Origin of the sequence: Sediminibacillus massiliensis (genome assembly GCF_900156915.1) — a bacterium.
GTDB lineage: Bacteria > Bacillota > Bacilli > Bacillales > Amphibacillaceae > Sediminibacillus_A > Sediminibacillus_A massiliensis.
In genome coordinates this window covers 1,874,079-1,893,122 of record NZ_LT732535.1, presented here as the reverse complement: position 1 = coordinate 1,893,122, position 19,044 = coordinate 1,874,079, and the positions used below count along the sequence as shown (strand labels likewise).

The window sequence follows — 19,044 nt, the reverse complement described above, 5'->3', positions numbered from 1 at the left end:
CTTGCTGATCAAAATTGGCGAGGGGTTTTTTAATAGGGGCTGGATAGATAATGGATGAAAACAGCCGGTTGCCCAAACTGCAGATCGTCGGTTACAAGAACAGCGGGAAAACAACCGTCACCACTGAACTGGTATCCCGACTGACTCAACAGGGATGGAATGTTGCCACATGGAAACACCATGGCCATGGGGGCCGACCGGATATGGTAACAGGGACAGACAGCTATTTGCATCAACAGGCAGGGTCGCTGGCAGCTGGTGTAGAAGGCGGAGGAGAGTTCCACCTATCGGTTAAAGGCTTGACACAAGAGGGAATTTTGTCTTTTTATGAAAAGCTCCCAATTGATCTATTGATCATTGAAGGGTATAAACAGCTGGCGTTCCCAAAGATAGCTTTGCTAAGGACCGATCAGGACAAATTACTATTGGATGAACTTGAAAATGTCAAAGCGGTGATCTGCCGTGACAATTCCATCGAAATAGCAACGGATATACCAGTGTTTTTGCTGGACGAAAAAGAAAAGTATCTTCAATGGATGGAGAGTTACTTGGGTAGGGGGAGAAAGCATGGCAAACGATAAAGACTTCTGGATCACGAGCGAGCCAATACCCATTTCAGAGGTGACAGATAAAGTCACCAGGCCGGAAGCAGGTGCAATCAACACATTCATCGGAACTGTGAGGGAGTTTACAAAAGGAAAGCGGACATTATATTTAGAATACCAGGCTTATATCCCGATGGCAGAGAAAAAACTTGCTCAAATAGGCGAGGAAATCAAAGAAAAGTGGCCAGAGGCTGTAACGGCCATCGCACACCGGATCGGACGTCTGGAAATATCCGAAATTGCTGTAGTGATAGCGGTTTCCACTCCACATCGTGCCGATTCATATGAAGCCAGTAAATATGCGATTGAACGAATTAAAGAAATTGTCCCGATCTGGAAAAAGGAACATTGGGAAGACGGAGAACTTTGGATTGGCGATCAAAAAGAAGTAAAGCAATATCCCGATGGCAGACCGGACGAGGAGGACTTAAGGTGATAAAAATATTGCTATTTGCTCAACTGCAGGAAGCAGCTGGAACAGACAATATCGAATTGCAGGCGGATGGGCTGACGGTTGCGGCTGTCAAAGAAAAGCTGGCAAAGGATTATCAGCTTACGACGCTCGATCAGTCGATGGCTGCTATCAACGAGGAATACGCAGAAGATGACGACGTAATCCAACAAGGAGATACAGTCGCCTTTATCCCGCCTGTCAGCGGCGGATGAAAAAAAGAGGAGACAAGCTTGAACATGCTTGTCTCCTCTTTTTTCTGTTTATAATAAAATAATCGCGATAATCCCGACGATGAAACAATAGAATGAGAAATATTTCAGGTTTCCTTTTGCCATGATATTCATGAACCATTTCAAGGAATAATAAGTGGCAATAATGGATGCAAGGAAAGCAAGAATATAAGGAATCATCAAGACGTCGAGTTGCTGGTCATTGATAATATCATCGGCTTTCAAAAGTACTGTGCCGAGACTGACAGGAATGTAAAGAAGGAAGGAATAACGCAATGCCGTTTCTTTTTTCATTCCCAATAACATAGCACCGACAATGGTTGCTCCAGAGCGGCTGATTCCTGGAATCAATGCAACAGCCTGGGCCATTCCGACGATCAAGGCGTCTTTGACGGTGATTTCTCCGTCGTTTTTGTGGCCGCGGATGTTGCGGATAACCCATAATGCGATCCCTGTGATTATCAAGGTAATCCCGACCATTTGCGGTGCACTGAAAGTATCCTCGATTTGCTCTTCAAACAGAACGCCGATCACGCCGGCAGGAATCGTACCGATAATCAGATAGATGATAAAGTTGAAATCATCCCGTCCTTCTTCCTTTTTATTGACCATGAAGTTAAACCCGTTTTGGATAAGCCGGATGATGTCATTTTTATAGACGAGCAATACTGCTATAAGGGAACCGAAATTCACCAATACTTCGAATGACAAACCGTGTATTTCGAGTTGAAAGAGGTTCCGGATCAAGACTAAGTGACCACTCGACGAGATGGGGATTGGTTCAGAGAAGCCTTGGAATAGACCGAGAAATAAATACTTTAAAAGCAACCAAAAATCATTCATAAAATCCATGTTTTTCCTCCTGTTATAAAAGCTCTTTATCTTTAGAGTGATAGTACATAAGAGAAATCCGAGATGCCGGATCGTTTATAGTCGGTCTGTTGCAAGATAAAATTCAATATCCGTGTCACACACCCAGATACTTGTGAATAGGCTACAAGTGTGAAGCGTGAAGGAGGCAAAAAAATGAACAGACCGCATCATCATAAGTATGATCTTTGCAAAAAACATATGCATCAGTATGTAATGGCCGAAATGGAAGATGGCTCCCAGGTAGACGGGATTGTTACTGATTTGGATGAAGACTTTGTCTATTTAGCTGTTCCGATCAGCGCATTTGACCACCATGAGCAAATGTCCTTTGGTCAAATGCAGGACGGCCAGATGCCTTATGGGCAATACCCACAACACGAACAGATGCCTTACGGGCAATACCCGCAACACGAACAAATGCCTTACGGACAATATCAACAGGACTACCGTCAGTTTGGTTGGGGTTATCCAGGTTATGGCGGATTCGGTTATGGTTATCCTGGTTACGGATATGGATATCCCGGCAGGCGGTTCAGGCGCTTGGTTTTACCTCTTACAGCATTGGCCGCTCTATCCGCCCTACCATGGTATTAAAAACAGCTATAATAAACCCTTGCCTTCTCCCAGAGGCAAGGGTTTAATCTCCAACATATCAGTGTTGATGGAATTAATAATCCTTTTCTTCTTTAAGTACCCCGTCACCGAGAATGATGACTGCCACAGCAAAGATCACTGTCAGCACAAGTACTTGATTAATTGGAAGAGTTTCTCCAGCCATGCTGGACAATACATAAGAAATCAAAAAACTAAGTAAAAATGACCAAACAATCGTCCAAAGATAACGCAATCATTTCACCTCATTCGTTTCACATTCTGTCCTTATTTTATCAGAAGGGAAGAGAAAAATAAATAAAATTTGTCGGTATTTATCCTTAATTGTGATTCTTGTTCAGGAACTTATTGTTTTATACACGGATAAATATAGGGAGAAAGCTATAAAAAGGAGGTATTCCGTATGATCGCGGTCGCACCTTGCTGCGGGTGGATTAATTATCATCTTGTTCAAAAATTGTTAAACGGCGGAAATAATATTGCAGGGATAGGATTCCCCAAGACAGAAAAAGAGGAATTGCTTTATGACTTTTTCGGCAGGAATGACCATTTCCATGGCTTCACTTCTATGGAGGAGGCTGAAGAAAATAACGGTTCAGCTATCACCACTTTGATTGTTGTCGGATGCAGCAGCCAGATTGATGAGGGGAAAATCCAACCAGTTGATAGAAATATTTTTATCAAGGTGGATGACGGTGATTGGCACTCCGAGCGTTGGTCGATTATAGATGTACCCTTGCTATTTGGCGAGTGGATGCCAAGAGATGAAACAGGGATTTATTTTAGAAACAAGCATATTCCTTTTGACACGGCTGAGTTCAAGGAAAATGCCATCTACATCGGTGACTTTGCAGAAGTGGTCGCCGGCTTGCTTGAGGGAGAAACCTCATGGCGGAGAAAACGCGCCATCCCTGATTCGTCTTTGGAAGAAGGGGACAATGAAAACATCATCAAGATGAAAGCAAAAAAAACCATCGAAGCAAGATTGAAAGAACTCGACGAGCATTATCGGAATTATCAAGAGTTATATTGAGGAGAAAACAGAAAATTCGTTTACGGACATACACTTAACAGGTAGAATGGAGATAAATAAGAAAGAACGTTTGCGAATAGGAGTGCGTATCTTGAAGATAAGATCAAGCCTTTATTTTGTCGGTACTCTCTTTTTTCTCATTCTCCTTGTTAGTGGATGTAATACATTGGGCGATGGAGACATTCAAAGAGTCGGAATGTTGGTGGAAACAACCATTCATGATGAAGCCTGGGGGCAAAAAGGATATCAGGGTTTGTTGGATATAAAAGAAGAATTCGATGTAGACGTTTACTTTAAAGAAGGAATACAAACACAACAGGATGTCAATCAAGCTGTCGAGGAATTTTCCAATAAAGGTATCAACTTAATTTTCGGGCACAGCAGCACCTATGGAAAGATGTTTGCCGAATTGAACGATTCGTATCCAAATATGCATTTTGTTTATTTTAACGGCGGCTATTCGGACAGTAATTTAACCAGCTTGAACTTCAATTCACATGCGATGGGTTTTTTTAGTGGAATGGTCGCTGGCGAGATGACTTCTACCAATAATGTCGGGCTTATTGGAGCATATGAATGGCAGCCTGAAATTGAAGGTTTCTATGAAGGGGTTAATTATCAAAATCCTGATGCCGTCGTGCAAATGAATTTTGTCAATAGCTGGGAAGACTCCGACAGGGCAATAAGCATGATGGAACAAATGATCGACAAAGATGTAGATGTATTTTACCCGACAGGAGATTTGTTCAGCACTCCTGTCATAAAAAAAGCGAGAGAAGAAGATTTATCGGCGATCGGATATGTAACAGACCAGCGGAAACTTGGTGAAAACACTGTTCTGACCAGTACCGTCCAGCATGTGGACGAGCTATATTTACTCGCCGCCGAGCAATTCAATGAAGGGGAACTGGAAGGCGAAGTGAAAACTTTCGACTTCAAAGATGGAGCGATAAGCCTTGGGGAATTCAGTGAAAGAGTTCCTGATTCGTTTCAAGAGGAAATCGAAGACCATGTGGAATATTATGAAGAAACAGGTCTGCTTCCGAATGAGCGGTAATGAGATGAATGACAGACAGGGAAATACAAGAGGACGATCCACAAAAAGAGGGACGTCCTCTTTATTTAGGGTTACTTTTTGAATTTTTTGACCATATTGGATATCTCTTTCACATAGGGAGATAGTTGGCGATATGTTTCCATCATGGTTTGGGCGGTAGTAAATAAATCGAAGGATTCTGTTTCGCTTTCTTTCTTCTGTTGTTCCTCTAGATTCGGTTGTCGGCCAGGCCCGAACATCATTTGATCAAAGCGGTTGAAAGGGTGGTCCTGGACGTTTGGTTTTTCCTTTTCTGTCATTGGAATCACCTCCTTCTTCATCATATTTAAAGAATGGGAATTAAGGGAAGGCTGATAACCTATAATGAGTGAAGAGGACAAACAATGATACTTGAACAAAATGGTTTTTTCGATTAACATTAGTACCAAGTCTTAATAATTGATAATAACTCTCTATAGAAGAGGAGATGGAATAAAATGAATGCAGGTATTATCGGTACAGGACACTACGTACCTGAAAAAGTTCTCACAAATTTCGATTTGGAGAAGATGGTTGAGACAAATGATGAATGGATCCGGACAAGGACCGGGATTGAAGAAAGGCGGATTGCCGAGGATCATATCGATACCTCGCACATGGCTTATGAAGCAGCACTAAGCGCTTTAAAGGAGGCCAACCTGTCTGCGGAAGATCTTGATATGATTCTTGTGGCAACCGTAACCCCTGACACTCCATTTCCATCCGTTGCCTGCATGCTTCAAGACCGCCTTGGTGCCAAGAAGGTAGCTGCAATGGACTTGAGTGCAGCCTGTTCAGGTTTTATGTATGGTATTATCACGGCAAAACAATTTATCGAAACAGGTGCATATAAAAACATTCTTGTAGTCGGAGTCGAGAAACTCTCTAAAATCACTGACTGGACAGATCGCAACACATGTGTGTTATTCGGCGATGGGGCCGGAGCAGCTGTAGTGGGACCGGTAAGTGACGGGAAAGGCATTCTCTCTTTCGAACTGGGAGCAGACGGTTCCGGAGGTAAGTATTTATACCAAGATAAAGATTATTTAAGCATGAATGGCAGAGAAGTATTCAAATTTGCTGTCAGACAAATGCCTGAATCCTCAGTAAACGTGGTAGAGAAGATCGGCTACAACAAAGAAGACGTCGATTATTTGATTCCCCACCAAGCGAATATCCGAATCATGGAAGCAGCCAGAGAACGTCTCGGCATACCAGAAGAGAAGATGGCCATGTCGGTCAAGAAATATGGAAACACATCTGCCGCTTCCATACCGATTGCTTTATCTGAAGGGGTTAAAGAGGGTAAGATACAAGAAGATGATTTAGTTGTCCTTGTCGGTTTTGGTGGAGGACTTACATGGGGCGCCGTCGCTCTTAAGTGGGGAAAGTAACGATTAGATAAGGAGGAGCAGCAATCATGGAAAATAGACGAGTAGTAATCACCGGTATGGGGGCGATAACTCCAGTCGGTAATGATATGAATACGATGTGGCAGAGCATTTTGGACGGCAAGTCCGGTATTGACTATGTCACAAAAGTGAATAAAGACGATTTTCCTGCAAAAGTAGCGGGGGAAGTGAAAGATTTCGATCCTGTTAACTATATGGAGAAAAAAGAAGCAAAAAGAATGGATTTATTCACGCAATATGCAGTCGCAGCTGCCAAAATGGCGGTTGATGACGCAGAGTTGGACATTAATGATGAAATTGCCCCGCGTGTGGGTGTTTGGATCGGTTCCGGCATTGGCGGTATGCAAACTTATGAAGAACAATTCGAAAAATTTCAGCAGAAAGGTTACCGTCGCGTCAGTCCTTTCTTTGTACCAATGTTGATTCCGGATATGGCTGCAGGTCAAGTGTCCATCCAACTGGGCGCGAAAGGAATCAATTCTTGTACCGTTACAGCATGTGCTTCCGGTACCAATTCCATCGGGGATGCCTACAAGGTCATCCAGCGAGGTGATGCCGACGTAATGATCACAGGGGGAGCTGAAGCACCGCTGACAAAGATGTCTTTTGCAGGATTTTCAACTGCCAAAGCATTGACTTTCAACGATGACCCAGCAACAGCGAGCCGCCCTTTTGATAAGAATCGAGACGGATTCGTCATGGGAGAAGGGTCAGGCATTTTGATTCTGGAAACACTGGAATCTGCTAAACAGCGCGGCGCTAAAATTTATGGAGAAATTGTCGGATACGGATCTGCCGGTGACGCTTACCATATTACATCGCCGGCACCGGAAGGCGAAGGAGCTGTCAGGTCGATGGATCAGGCAGTGAAGGATGCGGGAATCCAACCTGCTGATATTGCTTATATAAACGCGCACGGAACGAGTACGGAATTAAACGATTCCTTTGAAACAAAGGCAGTCAAACAAGTATTCGGTGAGCATGCATACAAACTAGCCGTGTCTTCAACTAAGTCCATGACAGGCCATTTATTGGGAGCAGCAGGCGCTATTGAAGCGATTATCACGGTAAAATCGATTCAGGACAGCATTCTGCCTCCGACCATTAACTTGGAAACGCCTGATGAAGAATGTGACTTGGATTACGTGCCGAAAAAAGCGCGTGAACAAGAATATGAATATGGATTAAGCAATTCATTAGGGTTCGGCGGCCATAACGCGACGCTTATTTTCAAAAAATATAAAGAATCATAATAAAAAGGCAGGTTTCTCTAAAAAGGGATTCCTGCCTTTTTGCAATTGCACCTGAAGGTAAGTTCGGACAAGCAAGCATGACAGGAGCTTGTCTTACATATTAATTATATAAACAAAGATTGGGACAGGCAGGGGATAGGAATTGGGATACGCATTCTTGTTTATGATAGGTTTCGGTATGGCTGTGTCCGGAGGAGTAACGTTGATTATCTATCTGAATTTTTTACCTGCAGGATTATCCTGGTTTAACTATTTTCTTTTCATACAAGGCAGGGTGGAATGCTATTTTCTACCTGCAGGATTGTTGATCATGATGTTTGCCCTTTACAAATTTCCGAATTATACATGCTAATTTTTAGGTTAATTCGAATAAATATCGCTTTGTTGGCCATAATGTATTCTAAAAGATGCAGACCAGTAGAACGAACAGTTGGCTGACGTTTCATACAGTTTCCGTGCGGGGAAAACCGTCCAAGTACCCGCAGTTGGATGGACGGCATTCGTTCCACTGATCCTTGTGGCTGGAAGACCATTCAAGGAAGTCTCACTTAAAAAAGCGGGGGTTCGACATGTTATATTTACATGATGTATGGGTGAATTGGTTTGAAGGAGAAGAAAATGGTTACAATGTATGTGCTTTTCATGAATGGAGAAAAGAGGATGGAATTGAACTGTTAGACCAGGTACCCATTCTGTATATTGACGAGTTATTATACCATTACATTGAAAATGATCTTCAGGATTTACCTAGAGACTTGTTGGACAGCATTTATAAAAGAGCTTACTTAAGAAAAAACCAAGAGAGAATTTCTATCGAATACGCTTGTATCCTGACAAATGGAGTATCGATTTTGGCGGTCGACACGGCTGGCTACCAGGCACCTGTCCGTAAAAGCCGGTTAATACCAAGGCAAGAACGGCTCGTTTATGACATGATCGAGGGTACTGAGCGTCAGGAGTTTTCATTCACGATTGAGAATAAGGAAAAAGAATATCATATTCTATCTCTGCCCCCTGCGTCCATGCTCGGGCTGACGAGAAAAGAAAGGCAGTTAAAGCAATTATTAATGATGGCGCTCGATCAGCTGGAAGGAACGAATAACTTGCAGGAAGTCCGTTATTGGTTAACAGAATGGGATCCTTCCCAGTATGCGAAGATTAGAGAGATGGAGTTTGCAGAAGCATGGCAGACATTATACGACGGAGTATGTGATGGCTGGGGATTGGCTCATGAAGAACTATGTGCCAAACTGGTGAAAGGGCAGCCGTTTTTTGAGAAAATGTATGAACTTGAACAGAGCCAGGAACAATCAAATACTTATAAACGAATGATGTAAAAAGCGAGGCTGCTTCCGAAAGGACGGCCTCGCTTTTTTAGCTTATTCACTTTTTTCTAACCCTGCCAAGTCCCATTGCTTTCTTGGCTTTTGCCAACATTCGGGAAGCTGTTTGTTCTGCTTTATCAGCGCCTTTATCAAGAATGTCATCGAGTTCTTTGGAATCGATCAATTGATAGTAACGCTCCTGAAGTGGTTTTAAGACACTGATTACGGCTTCAGCTGTACCTTGTTTGAAATCTCCATAACCTTTGCCTTCATACTTCCTTTCCAAATCTTCGATCGATTCACCTGTGCAACTGGCATGGATGGATAGGAGGTTGCTCACTCCAGGTTTATTCTCTTTATCGAATTTCACAATTCCTTCTGAATCGGTAACAGCGCTCTTTATTTTTTTCTCGATCTTTTTCTCATCGTCCAGCATGAAAATAGATGCTTTCTGGTTTTCGTCAGACTTACTCATCTTCTTTACCGGATTTTGCAAGGACATAATCCTTGCGCCCGTTTCAGGTATGCTTACTTCTGGAACAGTGAAGATATCATTAAATTTGTTGTTGAACCTTTCCGCAAGATTGCGGGTCAGTTCAAGATGCTGTTTTTGATCTTCTCCGACCGGTACTATATCTGTTTTGTATAGAAGAATGTCTGCAGCCATTAACGGAGGATACGTTAAAAGCGAAGATGAGACGGCTTCTTTACCGGTTGATTTATCTTTAAACTGGGTCATTCTTTCAAGTTCTCCGATATAACTTATCGACTGCAACATCCATCCAAGTTGAGTATGTGCAGAAACCTCTGACTGGATGAACAAGGTGGATTTATCAGGATCAATCCCTGAAGCCAAGTAAAGAGCGGCTAATGATCGGATGTTCTCTCTTAATTTAAGTCTGTCCTGTGGGACCGTAATTGCATGTTCGTCTACAATGCAGAAGTAGCAATTGTTTTCCTCTTGAAGGTCGACGAAATGCTTCATTGCCCCTAAGTAATTACCAATGGTCAGAGTACCACTGGGTTGGATACCTGAAAAAATGGTTTTCATCTGTTTTCACCTCATCATTTTTTTGTGCATGAAAAACCTTGGAATTGACGGACCAGGCAATACCCCGCTTCCAGTGCCAAAAATGGCTCGAAGTGGTTACCAGGTGGCTTGGTTAAAATTTTTTTATAACAAAAAAAATTCATTCTCCTCTTCTTCTATAGAAGGGACGAATGAACCGCGGTGCCACCCTTGTTGCCTCATAAAAAGGCCAACTTATTGCCGATAGGCTCCAGTTAACGCCTGGAAACGGCGGCAGACAGTATCTCAAAGCCGGCCACTACTCCAAAAGCCCAATTCCATGACTCCTTGGTGCCTGTTTCCACCGAACACAGGCTCTCTATAAACCAGAGGGAACATGTACTTATCTTTTTCATCGCATCATTTTCAGTTGTTTGTAACTGGATTATAGTAAATTACCGCTGTTTTTGCAAGTCTATTCAGCCTGCATAATAGACAAACAACAGGACGACCATAATGATGAACAGGGAGATGCCTTGAAAAAACAAAAATCTTAAGAAGGAGGATCCTATCTTGTCCGAAGGCATTGGCTTCTCCTTTAATTCTTCCAAATAGTCATTATGCCTCCGGAAACTGTGGATCACCTTCCGGAAACCGAAACTGACACCATCAAAAAAACCGCCCTTAAGAACAAAGAAGAACAACCCCAGCACCAAATAGGCGATTGCTATATAAAAAAGAACATCGATAAAAGTCTGCAAGTTAAATGGGGGTGCTACAAAAAAGAAAATAATGAAGCTGGTTAGTACATTTATGATAAGAAAAAACCACTTATTACTTAGAAAACCCAATTCGTCCACAACCTTATAGATAGATAATCCGTATTATAGCATGAATAAAAAAGGTGATAAAAGAATGGCTCCCATTTCCACTCTTGTAAGAAATAATGACAACTTTCCGCCTATAAATTGGTGGTGTAAGAATAAAAAATGAGGGTATAGAAGGTTTAAAACGAATAGGCATAAAGAACTATTTTACGTCATCCTAATGTAATGTTTAAGCGGTTTATTAAAATTTATGTAAAAAAAATAATGCAAAATAGTAAGAAAACTTGTATAATTTCACTTGTGGATGAAGTATCTGCACAAATTATTAGAAAATTTAATCTTAGGGGAGGTCATTTACTTCATGAGAAAGACAAATTGGCTATTGCTGGTAATGGCATTAGTACTTAGTGTGTTTCTTGCAGCTTGTTCCGGCGGCTCAGATTCCGGTGAAGAAACAGGCGGTACAGATGACGCTGAGAACACAACGGAAGAAGGAACTGAAGAAGGCGGCGAGAGCACTGAAGGAGAAGCAAGCGGTGAGCAAGTGCTTAACATCCTTGAATCTTCTCAAATTCCGACAATGGATTCATCTCATGCTACTGACGCGGTTGCTTTCCAATTCTTAGGATCTACAATGGAAGGACTTTACCGTCTTGGACCTGACGCAACTCCAGTTCCTGGAATCGCTGAAGGGGACCCGGAAATTAGTGAAGATGGTACGACTTGGAACATTAAACTTCGTGAAGATGCAGTATGGTCAAACGGTGACCCTGTAACTGCCCACGATTTCGTATTTGCATGGAGACGTGCTATCAATCCTGATACAGGATCTGAGTACGGTCCATTCATGATGAATGACGTTTTGAAAAACGCAACAGCTATCAACAATGGAGAAGCTGAAGTGGATGAATTGGGCGTAGAAGCTGTAAGCGACTACGAACTTGAAATCACTTTGGAAAAGCCTGTTCCATATTTCCATAGCTTGTTGACTTTCGGTACTTACTTACCAATGAATGAAGATTTTGTTACAGAACAAGGCGATGACTATGCTTTGACTTCTGAAAACCTTATTTATAACGGACCTTTCGTCCTTCAAGACTGGGATCCGACAGCTAACGAACAATGGACTTTGGTTAAAAACGAAGACTATTGGGATGCTGAAACAGTACAATTAGAAGAAATCAATGTTAGTGTTGTTAAAGAAACAAGTACTGCTGTAAACCTTTATGAAACAGGCGAAGTCGACCGTGCCGGTCTGACTGCTGAATTTGTTGAACAATATGCTGGTACAGAAGATTATAAAACACTTCCAGAACCTACATTGTTCTACTTGAAAATGAACCAAGCTAATGAAGCATTAGCTAACCAAGATATCCGTAAAGCAATTGCAATGTCTATCAACAAACAGGACTTGGTTGATGTTATTCTTGCAAATGGATCTATCCCATCAACTGGGGCTGTGCCAACAGACTTCAGTACACACCCTGAAAGCGGAGAAGACTTCCGTGATCTTAATGGTGACTTGCTTACTGAAGACAAAGAAGCAGCTAAAGAACACTGGCAAGCCGGCCTTGATGCGCTTGGTGTAGATTCAATTACACTTCGCTACCTTGGCGGTGACACTGAAACTGCTACAGACATGGATGCTTATATCAAGAACCAATTGGAAGAAAACCTTGAAGGTTTGACTATTGAAATCTCTTCAGTACCTTTCGAAGAGCGTATTGCAAGAGATGAAGCTTCTGACTATGACATCCAAAACTCTGGCTGGGGTCCTGACTACCTTGACCCAAGCACATGGTTGAATATGTGGACTTCTGACAGCCCATATATGACAATGAACTATAACAATGAAGAATATGATTCACTAATCAGTGAAGCTAACAATGATCTATTAACAGACTTGCCAGCTCGCTTCGACAACTTCCTTGAAGCTGAAAAAGTGCTTATGGAAGATGCAGCGATCGCTCCATTGTACCAACGTTCTCGTGCGTACCTATGGAGACCATCTGTTAAAGACGTTCACTTCAATCCAATGGGGGCAGACTTCTCATACAAATGGGCTTATATCCAAGAGTAAAAACATCATAGTATGAGACAGTTTCATACCTCTTTGGTAGAGGAGAGGAGAGTGTACTGCCAGAAAATTGGCATATACTCTCTTTTTCCATTTTATGAAGGTTTACTGAATTATTTGAACATTGAGATATATTAAAAGAATAGGAGGGATAGGGATGGTTAGGTATTTATTACAACGACTCATATACATGCTCATAACCTTGCTGCTTATAGCGACATTCTCCTTTTTCCTGATGAAAATGCTGCCGGGTTCTCCTATGAAAGCGGAAGAGAAACTATCGGAAGCACAGTTAGAAATCCTGTATGAGAAGTACGGGTTGGATGACCCTGTACCTGTTCAGTATTTAAGATATTTAGGAAATTTGGCACAAGGTGATCTAGGTGTATCATTCCAGCTTAATAACCAGCCTATAACAGACATTTTGCTTAACAGAATTCCTGTTTCCGCACACTTAGGGGCACAGGCTTTGATAATAGGAACCATTATCGGAATGCTGCTGGGTTTGGTGGCAGCTGTTAAAAATAACTCATGGGTTGATTACACGGCGAACGTAGTTTCGGTTATCGGGATTTCAATACCGTCCTTTATATTCGCTGGTTTGCTGCAGTATTTTGTAGGTGTACAACTAGGGTGGCTGCCAATTGCCTTCTGGGAAGGACCTACACATACCATTATGCCGACTATTGCCCTGGCAATATTCCCGCTGGCAATCGCGGCGAGATTCTTGAGAACGGAAATGATCGAAGTATTGGGTTCTGATTATATTGTTACGGCAAGAGCGAAAGGTATAAACAACACTGCCCTTATGTTTAAACACGGCTTGCGTAATGCGTTAATTCCGCTTGTCACAGTAATGGGGCCTATGGCAGTAAGTCTGATGACTGGTACATTGGTAATCGAGCAGATCTTTTCGATACCGGGAATCGGTGAACAGTTTGTCACTTCGATTATGACGAACGATTTCCCGATGATAATGGGAACCACTTTATTCTTCGCCTTTTTCTTCATCCTGATCATCTTGGTTATCGATATACTTTACGGAATCATTGACCCTCGGATTCGACTGGCTGGAGGTAAGGATTAATGGATAAAGAAAAATTAAACAAAGATTTATTTAGACCTGCTGAGACAGATGAAGCGAAGAGTGAAGAGATTCAACGTCCAAGCCTGACGTACTGGCAGGACGCCTGGATCAGGTTACGAAAAAATAAAGGTGCCATTTTTGGTATTGTTGTTTTAGTTTTGATAGGATTAATGGCTATCATTGGGCCACATATCAACCAATATGGAACAAATGATCAGGATTTGGGATTATCGAAACTTCCGCCACGTGTTCAGGGATTAGAAGAGATCCGCTGGCTGCGTTTGGACGGAACGAAATCGGAGACCTATGAAGCGGCGTCTGTAGAGGCTGCTAAAGAACGATTAAGGTCCAGATTTACACAGACTGATGACGAGTTTATCACTTACGATGTAAAAAGTGAGGGAGACGGAAGTCCAGAGTCTGCAAAAGTAACAGGTTATTACCACATTTATGAGGATAAAGGCATTACAGATCAATATTTTTGGTTTGGTACGGACACACTTGGCCGTGATTTATTCACAAGAACATGGGACGGTACAAGAGTTTCACTATTAATCGCTTTTGTAGCAGCTGCCATCGATATGTTGATCGGGGTTGCTTATGGTGGTATTTCAGGCTACTACGGTGGCAGAGTAGATAATGTCATGCAGCGGATTATTGAAATATTGGTAGGGATACCGAACCTTGTTGTCGTTATCTTAATGATTATGGTCCTGGATCCCGGGATAATTGCTATCATCATTGCCTTGACGATAACCGGTTGGACGGGCATGGCCCGGATTGTCAGGGGGCAAATTCTGAAGTTGAAAGGGCAGGAATTCGTATTGGCTTCACGAACATTAGGTTCTTCCAATACAAGAATCCTTTCAAAACATCTAATCCCTAACACTTTAGGTATGATCATCGTTAACACTATGTTTACCATTCCTTCAGCAATTTTCTTTGAAGCTTTCTTAAGTTTTATCGGACTAGGGCTTCAGGCACCGGAGGCGTCACTTGGAACACTCATTAATGAAGGGTTCAAAGCACTTCAAATCAACCCGCATATTATGATTTTCCCTGCGATCGTCATTTCATTAATCATGATTGGCTTTAATATTTTGGCAGATGGACTTCGGGATGCGTTAGATCCGAAGATGCGTGAATAGGAGGCAGATGCTGACATGGAAAATATATTAGAAGTAAAAGACTTACACATCTCCTTTGATACGTACGGTGGAGAAGTAAAAGCTGTCCGTGGTGTTTCCTTTGATTTGAAAAAAGGAGAGACACTTGCGATAGTCGGAGAATCAGGATCAGGTAAGTCAGTGACTACAAGAGCATTGGCCCGTCTTATTCCTTCACCACCCGGAAGAATCAAAAAAGGAGAAATCCTGTTTGAAGGCAAAGATTTAACTAAACTGAAAGAGAAACAAATGCAGGCGATTCGCGGAAAAGATATTTCTACCATCTTTCAGGATCCGATGACATCTCTTAATCCAACCATGAAGATAGGTAACCAAATCATGGAAGGGCTTATTAAGCATCAAAAGATGAGCAAGAGTCAGGCGAAACAACGTGCTGTTGAACTACTCGAACTTGTAGGATTACCACAGCCGGCTGAAAGGATTAATCAATATCCACACCAATTTTCAGGTGGACAGCGCCAACGTGTTGTTATTGCAATTGCTTTGGCTTGTAATCCGAAGATACTAATCGCTGATGAACCTACTACGGCCTTGGACGTTACCATTCAAGCGCAAATTCTTGAATTAATGAAAGATATTCAAAAGAAAACAGAGAGTTCGATCATTTTCATCACGCATGACTTGGGCGTGGTTGCCAACGTAGCTGATCGGGTTGCTGTTATGTATGCCGGTAAAATAGTCGAAATCGGTACAGTAGATGAAATCTTCTACAACCCAAAACATCCATACACATGGGGATTATTAGGTTCCATGCCTACCTTGGATAATACCGACGACGATCTTGTTGCCATTCCTGGTTCGCCGCCAGACATGTTGAAACCTCCTAAAGGAGACGCCTTTGCTCCAAGGAACGAATTTGCACTGGAAATCGATAAGGAAATGGAACCACCGATGTTCCAAGTATCCGATACGCATTATGCAGCTACATGGTTATTGCATGAGTATGCACCGGATATACAACCGCCAGCTGCTGTCCAACGCCGTATGAAAGGTTTTGCGCAGACGGTTTCCGGTAAGGCACAGGAAGGTGAAAAATCATGAGTAAAGAAAAGCTGTTAGAAGTAAAAAATTTGAAGCAGCATTTTAAAACGGGAAGAAAAAGCGTAGTAAAAGCCATAGATGGTATCACTTTTGATATTTACAAAGGTGAAACATTCGGTTTAGTAGGTGAGTCAGGTTGTGGGAAGTCTACTACTGGAAGAACCATTATCAGACTTTATGATGCAACTGACGGAAATGTTAAGTTTAATGGCGAAGACGTCCATGGAAAAAAATCTGCGAGTGATTTGAAAAAATTCAACCAAAAAATGCAGATGATTTTTCAGGATCCATACGCCTCTTTAAACCCGCGTATGACTGTTATGGATATCATTGCGGAAGGTTTGGATGTGCACGGCCTGACAAAGAGTGCAGACGAAAGAAAGCGCCGTGTGGAAGGATTATTGGAAAGAGTTGGTTTAAACAAAGAACACGCCAACCGTTATCCACACGAATTCAGTGGCGGTCAGCGTCAGCGAATTGGTATCGCTCGGGCATTAGCAGTAGATCCTGAATTTATCATTGCAGATGAGCCTATCTCTGCATTGGATGTGTCCATACAGGCCCAGGTTGTAAACTTACTGAAAGAATTACAGAAAGAACAAGGTTTAACTTATCTATTTATCGCACATGACCTCTCCATGGTTAAATATATCAGTGACCGAATCGGTGTAATGTATTTTGGTAAACTTGTTGAATTGGCAGATAGTGATGAATTATATAAAAATCCAGTTCATCCTTACACAAAATCGTTGTTGTCTGCTATCCCGCTTCCGGATCCGGACTATGAACGGAACCGCCAAAGAGTGGCTTATGATCCAAGTCAACATGATACTAGTGAAGAACCGGAGCTAAGAGAAATCAGCCCCGATCATTGGGTATTGTGTACAACAAAAGAGTTCGAAGCTTATAAACAAGAACACAATGATAATTGACAATCCCGGTAGTTGACATATATATGATTCTAAAAGACCCTTTGGCAAAGGGTCTTTTTTTTACTTCATAACAAACCTGTTTAGTTATCTGGAAACTTTACAGATGAGGCAAACTGTGACATAGTGAAAATTCACTATAAAGAGACTTCCTCTCGTTCTGATTATAAATGACTGGTATGGCCTCGATGCGCCAGAACACTTCGCTTTCCATGGGCACGGCCTCAGCCAGGGGACTACTTGAATTAACATCCTTGCTGCCTTTGGGACTGCGATTCCTCGTCCCACCGAAAACCATGGGTCGAGGAATCTGCTACGAAGCTTAACTGGAAGACGCAGACCCATCACTCGGGGTCTTCGGACACGTGGGACTGCGATTACTCGCCCCATCGAAGACCTTTCGCTGTTCCCATAGGACAAGGAAAGCTCCGACAGCATCGCTTCGCATCAAGAAAATTGGTTTGTATTTTCGAGGAGTCTGCGTGTTCTGCCTTCGCTGTTAGTAATTTTCTTAAATTTGAGGTCAAGAATACGCATTCTCCAATTCCCTAACAATTAACTAAAAACAATCCTAAGAAGCGGATGATTTCTAGCAAAATCCGCATTGAATGCGACTCAAGTGCCCATGTTAGACACATTTTAGGATTTTTCTCACTAATCAAAAACTATACCAAGCTGCGGAAAAATGCGAGACTCCAGTGGGAAAGGAACAGTCTGAAGACCCCGCAGGGCGCTTTTCCCGAGGAGGCTGAAGCGTTCCCCACGGAAAGCGAGTATTTTTCCGCAGCGCTGGACTACCACTCAATCAGAAAAGGATGGGAGGAAGTCACTTTAAAGTTATGTCGCATTATATGGGTATTGTGAATGTTCCAATCCTTTGAAAAAGAGGTTTAATTATTTTTGAAAAAAGGTATTTGGATAATAGTGTTAAATTACGTAAACTGGGTTCCCATCTATGAGGGATGTCTTTTATAATAGAAATAAATACATACTTGTGGGAGTTTGATGAAAAATGGGGAAATTGCAGCAAAAGTTGTTGGCAGGTGCAACGGCACTTTTTCTTGGTACCGTGATATTGGCGACTACAGTCGAAGCTGATGAAGATGCCAAAGAAGCAAATAGACATCATGAAAGCAAAAAGACATTGGAAACCTATGAATTACCAGAACGGATGGTTAGGTTCACGTATGATTCAGGACTCGATTTTGAATACCCGGATGCTGTCAGAGGGATTTATGTAACCGGTAACTCTGCCGGAGGAGAACGGTTCGACAAGTTGATTAACCTGGTAAATTCAACGGATTTAAATGCGATGGTCATCGATGTGAAAGAAGATCACGGAAATGTAACTTTTCAATTGGATGAAGGATCTCCTTATTATGACATAGGGACCAACTTCGTGAAAGATCCAAGAGCGGTCCTTGAGCGCCTTGAAGAGGAAGGGATTTATCCAATTGCCAGAATCGTAGTCTTTAAGGATTCCGTCTTGGCAAAAGAGCGCCCAGACCTCTCGTTCACCCAAAATGGCGAGGTTTGGACAAATGGAAAAGGGGAAGCATTTGTGAGCCCTTTTCAAAAAGAAGTTTGGGACTATAATATCGGATTGGCCAAGAAGGCTGCAGAGTTAGGATTTCAGGAAATACAGTTTGATTATGTCCGTTTTCCGGAAGGATTTGAAAACAGGGACGATGAGCTGGAATACGATCAGGGAGAGTATGCAGACGATGACACGAACGAAGTGAAAAAACGTGTACAGGCTGTTACAGACTTCGTTGCACACGCTAAGGAAGAACTATCCAGTTATGATGTCGATGTCTCAGTAGATATTTTCGGCTATGCAGCAACTATCCCGGAAACGCCTGGTATCGGTCAAAACTTTTCGAAAATATCTTCGAATGTTGATGTGATTTCTTCCATGATTTATCCGAGTCATTGGACTTCTTACTTTGGTATAGACAAACCGGATGAAGAGCCATATCGGTTGGTGACAGAGTATGCTAAAGTCGAAAATGAAG

General features: G+C 42.3%; 21 protein-coding genes and 1 other annotated feature. Of the genes, 16 read left to right on the top strand and 5 right to left on the bottom strand.

Annotated features, from left to right (window positions below; genetic code table 11):
- The first annotated feature begins 50 nt into the window (after positions 1-50).
- From mobB to moaD, 3 genes are read left to right on the top strand one after another with little or no spacing between them, the layout of a single operon-like run.
- Positions 51-581 (top strand): molybdopterin-guanine dinucleotide biosynthesis protein B, encoded by a 531-nt coding sequence (gene mobB, locus CZ434_RS10375; RefSeq protein WP_077623074.1) that lies wholly within the window; start codon positions 51-53, stop codon positions 579-581.
- On the top strand, positions 568-1,041 hold the full coding sequence (locus tag CZ434_RS10370) for a molybdenum cofactor biosynthesis protein MoaE (protein ID WP_077623073.1): 474 nt from the start codon (positions 568-570) through the stop codon (positions 1,039-1,041). Before mobB ends, CZ434_RS10370 begins: the two co-directional genes overlap by 14 nt.
- The gene (gene moaD, locus CZ434_RS10365) at positions 1,038-1,271 is read left to right on the top strand and encodes a molybdopterin converting factor subunit 1 (RefSeq protein ID WP_077623072.1); all 234 of its coding nucleotides are present in this window, start codon (positions 1,038-1,040) and stop codon (positions 1,269-1,271) included. Before CZ434_RS10370 ends, moaD begins: the two co-directional genes overlap by 4 nt.
- A gap of 48 nt (positions 1,272-1,319) precedes the next feature.
- Here the strand turns inward: moaD and CZ434_RS10360 are convergent, their stop codons facing one another.
- On the bottom strand, positions 1,320-2,132 hold the full coding sequence (locus CZ434_RS10360; protein ID WP_077625150.1) for an undecaprenyl-diphosphate phosphatase: 813 nt from the start codon (positions 2,130-2,132) through the stop codon (positions 1,320-1,322).
- A gap of 183 nt (positions 2,133-2,315) precedes the next feature.
- On the opposite strand from CZ434_RS10360, the gene CZ434_RS10355 reads away from it, so the two are divergent.
- Entirely contained in the window at positions 2,316-2,756 is a 441-nt protein-coding gene (locus CZ434_RS10355) for a hypothetical protein (RefSeq protein WP_077623071.1), read from the top strand.
- Positions 2,757-2,829: 73 nt separating this feature from the next.
- On the opposite strand, the gene CZ434_RS10350 is transcribed toward CZ434_RS10355, so the two are convergent.
- A complete protein-coding gene (locus CZ434_RS10350; RefSeq protein WP_077623070.1) occupies positions 2,830-3,009 on the bottom strand; it encodes a YjzD family protein in 180 nt (59 codons plus the stop codon).
- A gap of 168 nt (positions 3,010-3,177) precedes the next feature.
- Here CZ434_RS10350 and CZ434_RS10345 point away from each other — a divergent pair, with 168 nt between their 5' ends.
- Positions 3,178-3,807 carry a hypothetical protein gene (locus CZ434_RS10345; RefSeq protein ID WP_077623069.1) on the top strand — a complete coding sequence of 210 codons (630 nt, stop codon included), beginning with the start codon at positions 3,178-3,180 and terminating at the stop codon, positions 3,805-3,807.
- A 91-nt stretch (positions 3,808-3,898) separates the two neighbouring features.
- Positions 3,899-4,864, top strand: a complete 966-nt coding sequence (locus CZ434_RS10340) for a BMP family ABC transporter substrate-binding protein (protein WP_342745682.1) — start codon at positions 3,899-3,901, stop codon at positions 4,862-4,864.
- A 71-nt stretch (positions 4,865-4,935) separates the two neighbouring features.
- Here the strand turns inward: CZ434_RS10340 and CZ434_RS10335 are convergent, their stop codons facing one another.
- On the bottom strand, positions 4,936-5,163 hold the full coding sequence (locus tag CZ434_RS10335) for a hypothetical protein (protein WP_077623067.1): 228 nt from the start codon (positions 5,161-5,163) through the stop codon (positions 4,936-4,938).
- A 177-nt stretch (positions 5,164-5,340) separates the two neighbouring features.
- Between CZ434_RS10335 and CZ434_RS10330 the strand changes: the two genes are divergently transcribed.
- The 4 genes from CZ434_RS10330 (at position 5,341) to CZ434_RS10315 (ending at position 8,884) form a co-directional block, all read left to right on the top strand.
- A complete protein-coding gene (locus tag CZ434_RS10330; RefSeq protein WP_077623066.1) occupies positions 5,341-6,276 on the top strand; it encodes a beta-ketoacyl-ACP synthase III in 936 nt (311 codons plus the stop codon).
- Between the two features lie 26 nt (positions 6,277-6,302).
- Positions 6,303-7,547, top strand: coding sequence for a beta-ketoacyl-ACP synthase II (gene fabF, locus CZ434_RS10325; protein ID WP_077623065.1), 1,245 nt, complete (start codon positions 6,303-6,305; stop codon positions 7,545-7,547).
- A gap of 142 nt (positions 7,548-7,689) precedes the next feature.
- Positions 7,690-7,899: a YuzI family membrane protein gene (locus CZ434_RS10320; RefSeq protein ID WP_077623064.1), complete on the top strand. Its 210-nt coding sequence runs from the start codon at positions 7,690-7,692 to the stop codon at positions 7,897-7,899.
- Positions 7,900-8,116: 217 nt separating this feature from the next.
- The gene (locus CZ434_RS10315; protein WP_077623063.1) at positions 8,117-8,884 is read left to right on the top strand and encodes a YjbA family protein; all 768 of its coding nucleotides are present in this window, start codon (positions 8,117-8,119) and stop codon (positions 8,882-8,884) included.
- A 46-nt stretch (positions 8,885-8,930) separates the two neighbouring features.
- On the opposite strand, the gene trpS is transcribed toward CZ434_RS10315, so the two are convergent.
- Both trpS and CZ434_RS10305 read right to left on the bottom strand, forming a co-directional pair.
- A complete protein-coding gene (gene trpS / locus CZ434_RS10310) occupies positions 8,931-9,923 on the bottom strand; it encodes a tryptophan--tRNA ligase (RefSeq protein WP_077623062.1) in 993 nt (330 codons plus the stop codon).
- A gap of 159 nt (positions 9,924-10,082) precedes the next feature.
- Positions 10,083-10,306 (bottom strand) — a binding site (T-box leader).
- Positions 10,307-10,360: 54 nt separating this feature from the next.
- On the bottom strand, positions 10,361-10,732 hold the full coding sequence (locus CZ434_RS10305) for a DUF3899 domain-containing protein (protein WP_179107237.1): 372 nt from the start codon (positions 10,730-10,732) through the stop codon (positions 10,361-10,363).
- A 337-nt stretch (positions 10,733-11,069) separates the two neighbouring features.
- On the opposite strand from CZ434_RS10305, the gene CZ434_RS10300 reads away from it, so the two are divergent.
- The 6 genes from CZ434_RS10300 to CZ434_RS10275 all read left to right on the top strand — a co-directional run.
- Positions 11,070-12,788 (top strand): peptide ABC transporter substrate-binding protein, encoded by a 1,719-nt coding sequence (locus CZ434_RS10300; RefSeq protein ID WP_077623060.1) that lies wholly within the window; start codon positions 11,070-11,072, stop codon positions 12,786-12,788.
- Positions 12,789-12,942: 154 nt separating this feature from the next.
- Entirely contained in the window at positions 12,943-13,872 is a 930-nt protein-coding gene (gene opp3b, locus CZ434_RS10295; protein ID WP_077623059.1) for an oligopeptide ABC transporter permease, read from the top strand.
- Positions 13,872-15,020: an oligopeptide ABC transporter permease gene (gene opp3C, locus CZ434_RS10290; RefSeq protein WP_077623058.1), complete on the top strand. Its 1,149-nt coding sequence runs from the start codon at positions 13,872-13,874 to the stop codon at positions 15,018-15,020. The genes opp3b and opp3C overlap by 1 nt, the downstream gene beginning before the upstream one ends.
- A gap of 15 nt (positions 15,021-15,035) precedes the next feature.
- A complete protein-coding gene (locus CZ434_RS10285) occupies positions 15,036-16,100 on the top strand; it encodes an ABC transporter ATP-binding protein (protein WP_077623057.1) in 1,065 nt (354 codons plus the stop codon).
- Positions 16,097-17,032 (top strand): ABC transporter ATP-binding protein, encoded by a 936-nt coding sequence (locus CZ434_RS10280; protein WP_077623056.1) that lies wholly within the window; start codon positions 16,097-16,099, stop codon positions 17,030-17,032. Before CZ434_RS10285 ends, CZ434_RS10280 begins: the two co-directional genes overlap by 4 nt.
- A gap of 1,009 nt (positions 17,033-18,041) precedes the next feature.
- Positions 18,042-19,044: putative glycoside hydrolase (locus CZ434_RS10275; RefSeq protein ID WP_077623055.1), on the top strand; the 1,003-nt coding region annotated here is incomplete at its 3' end.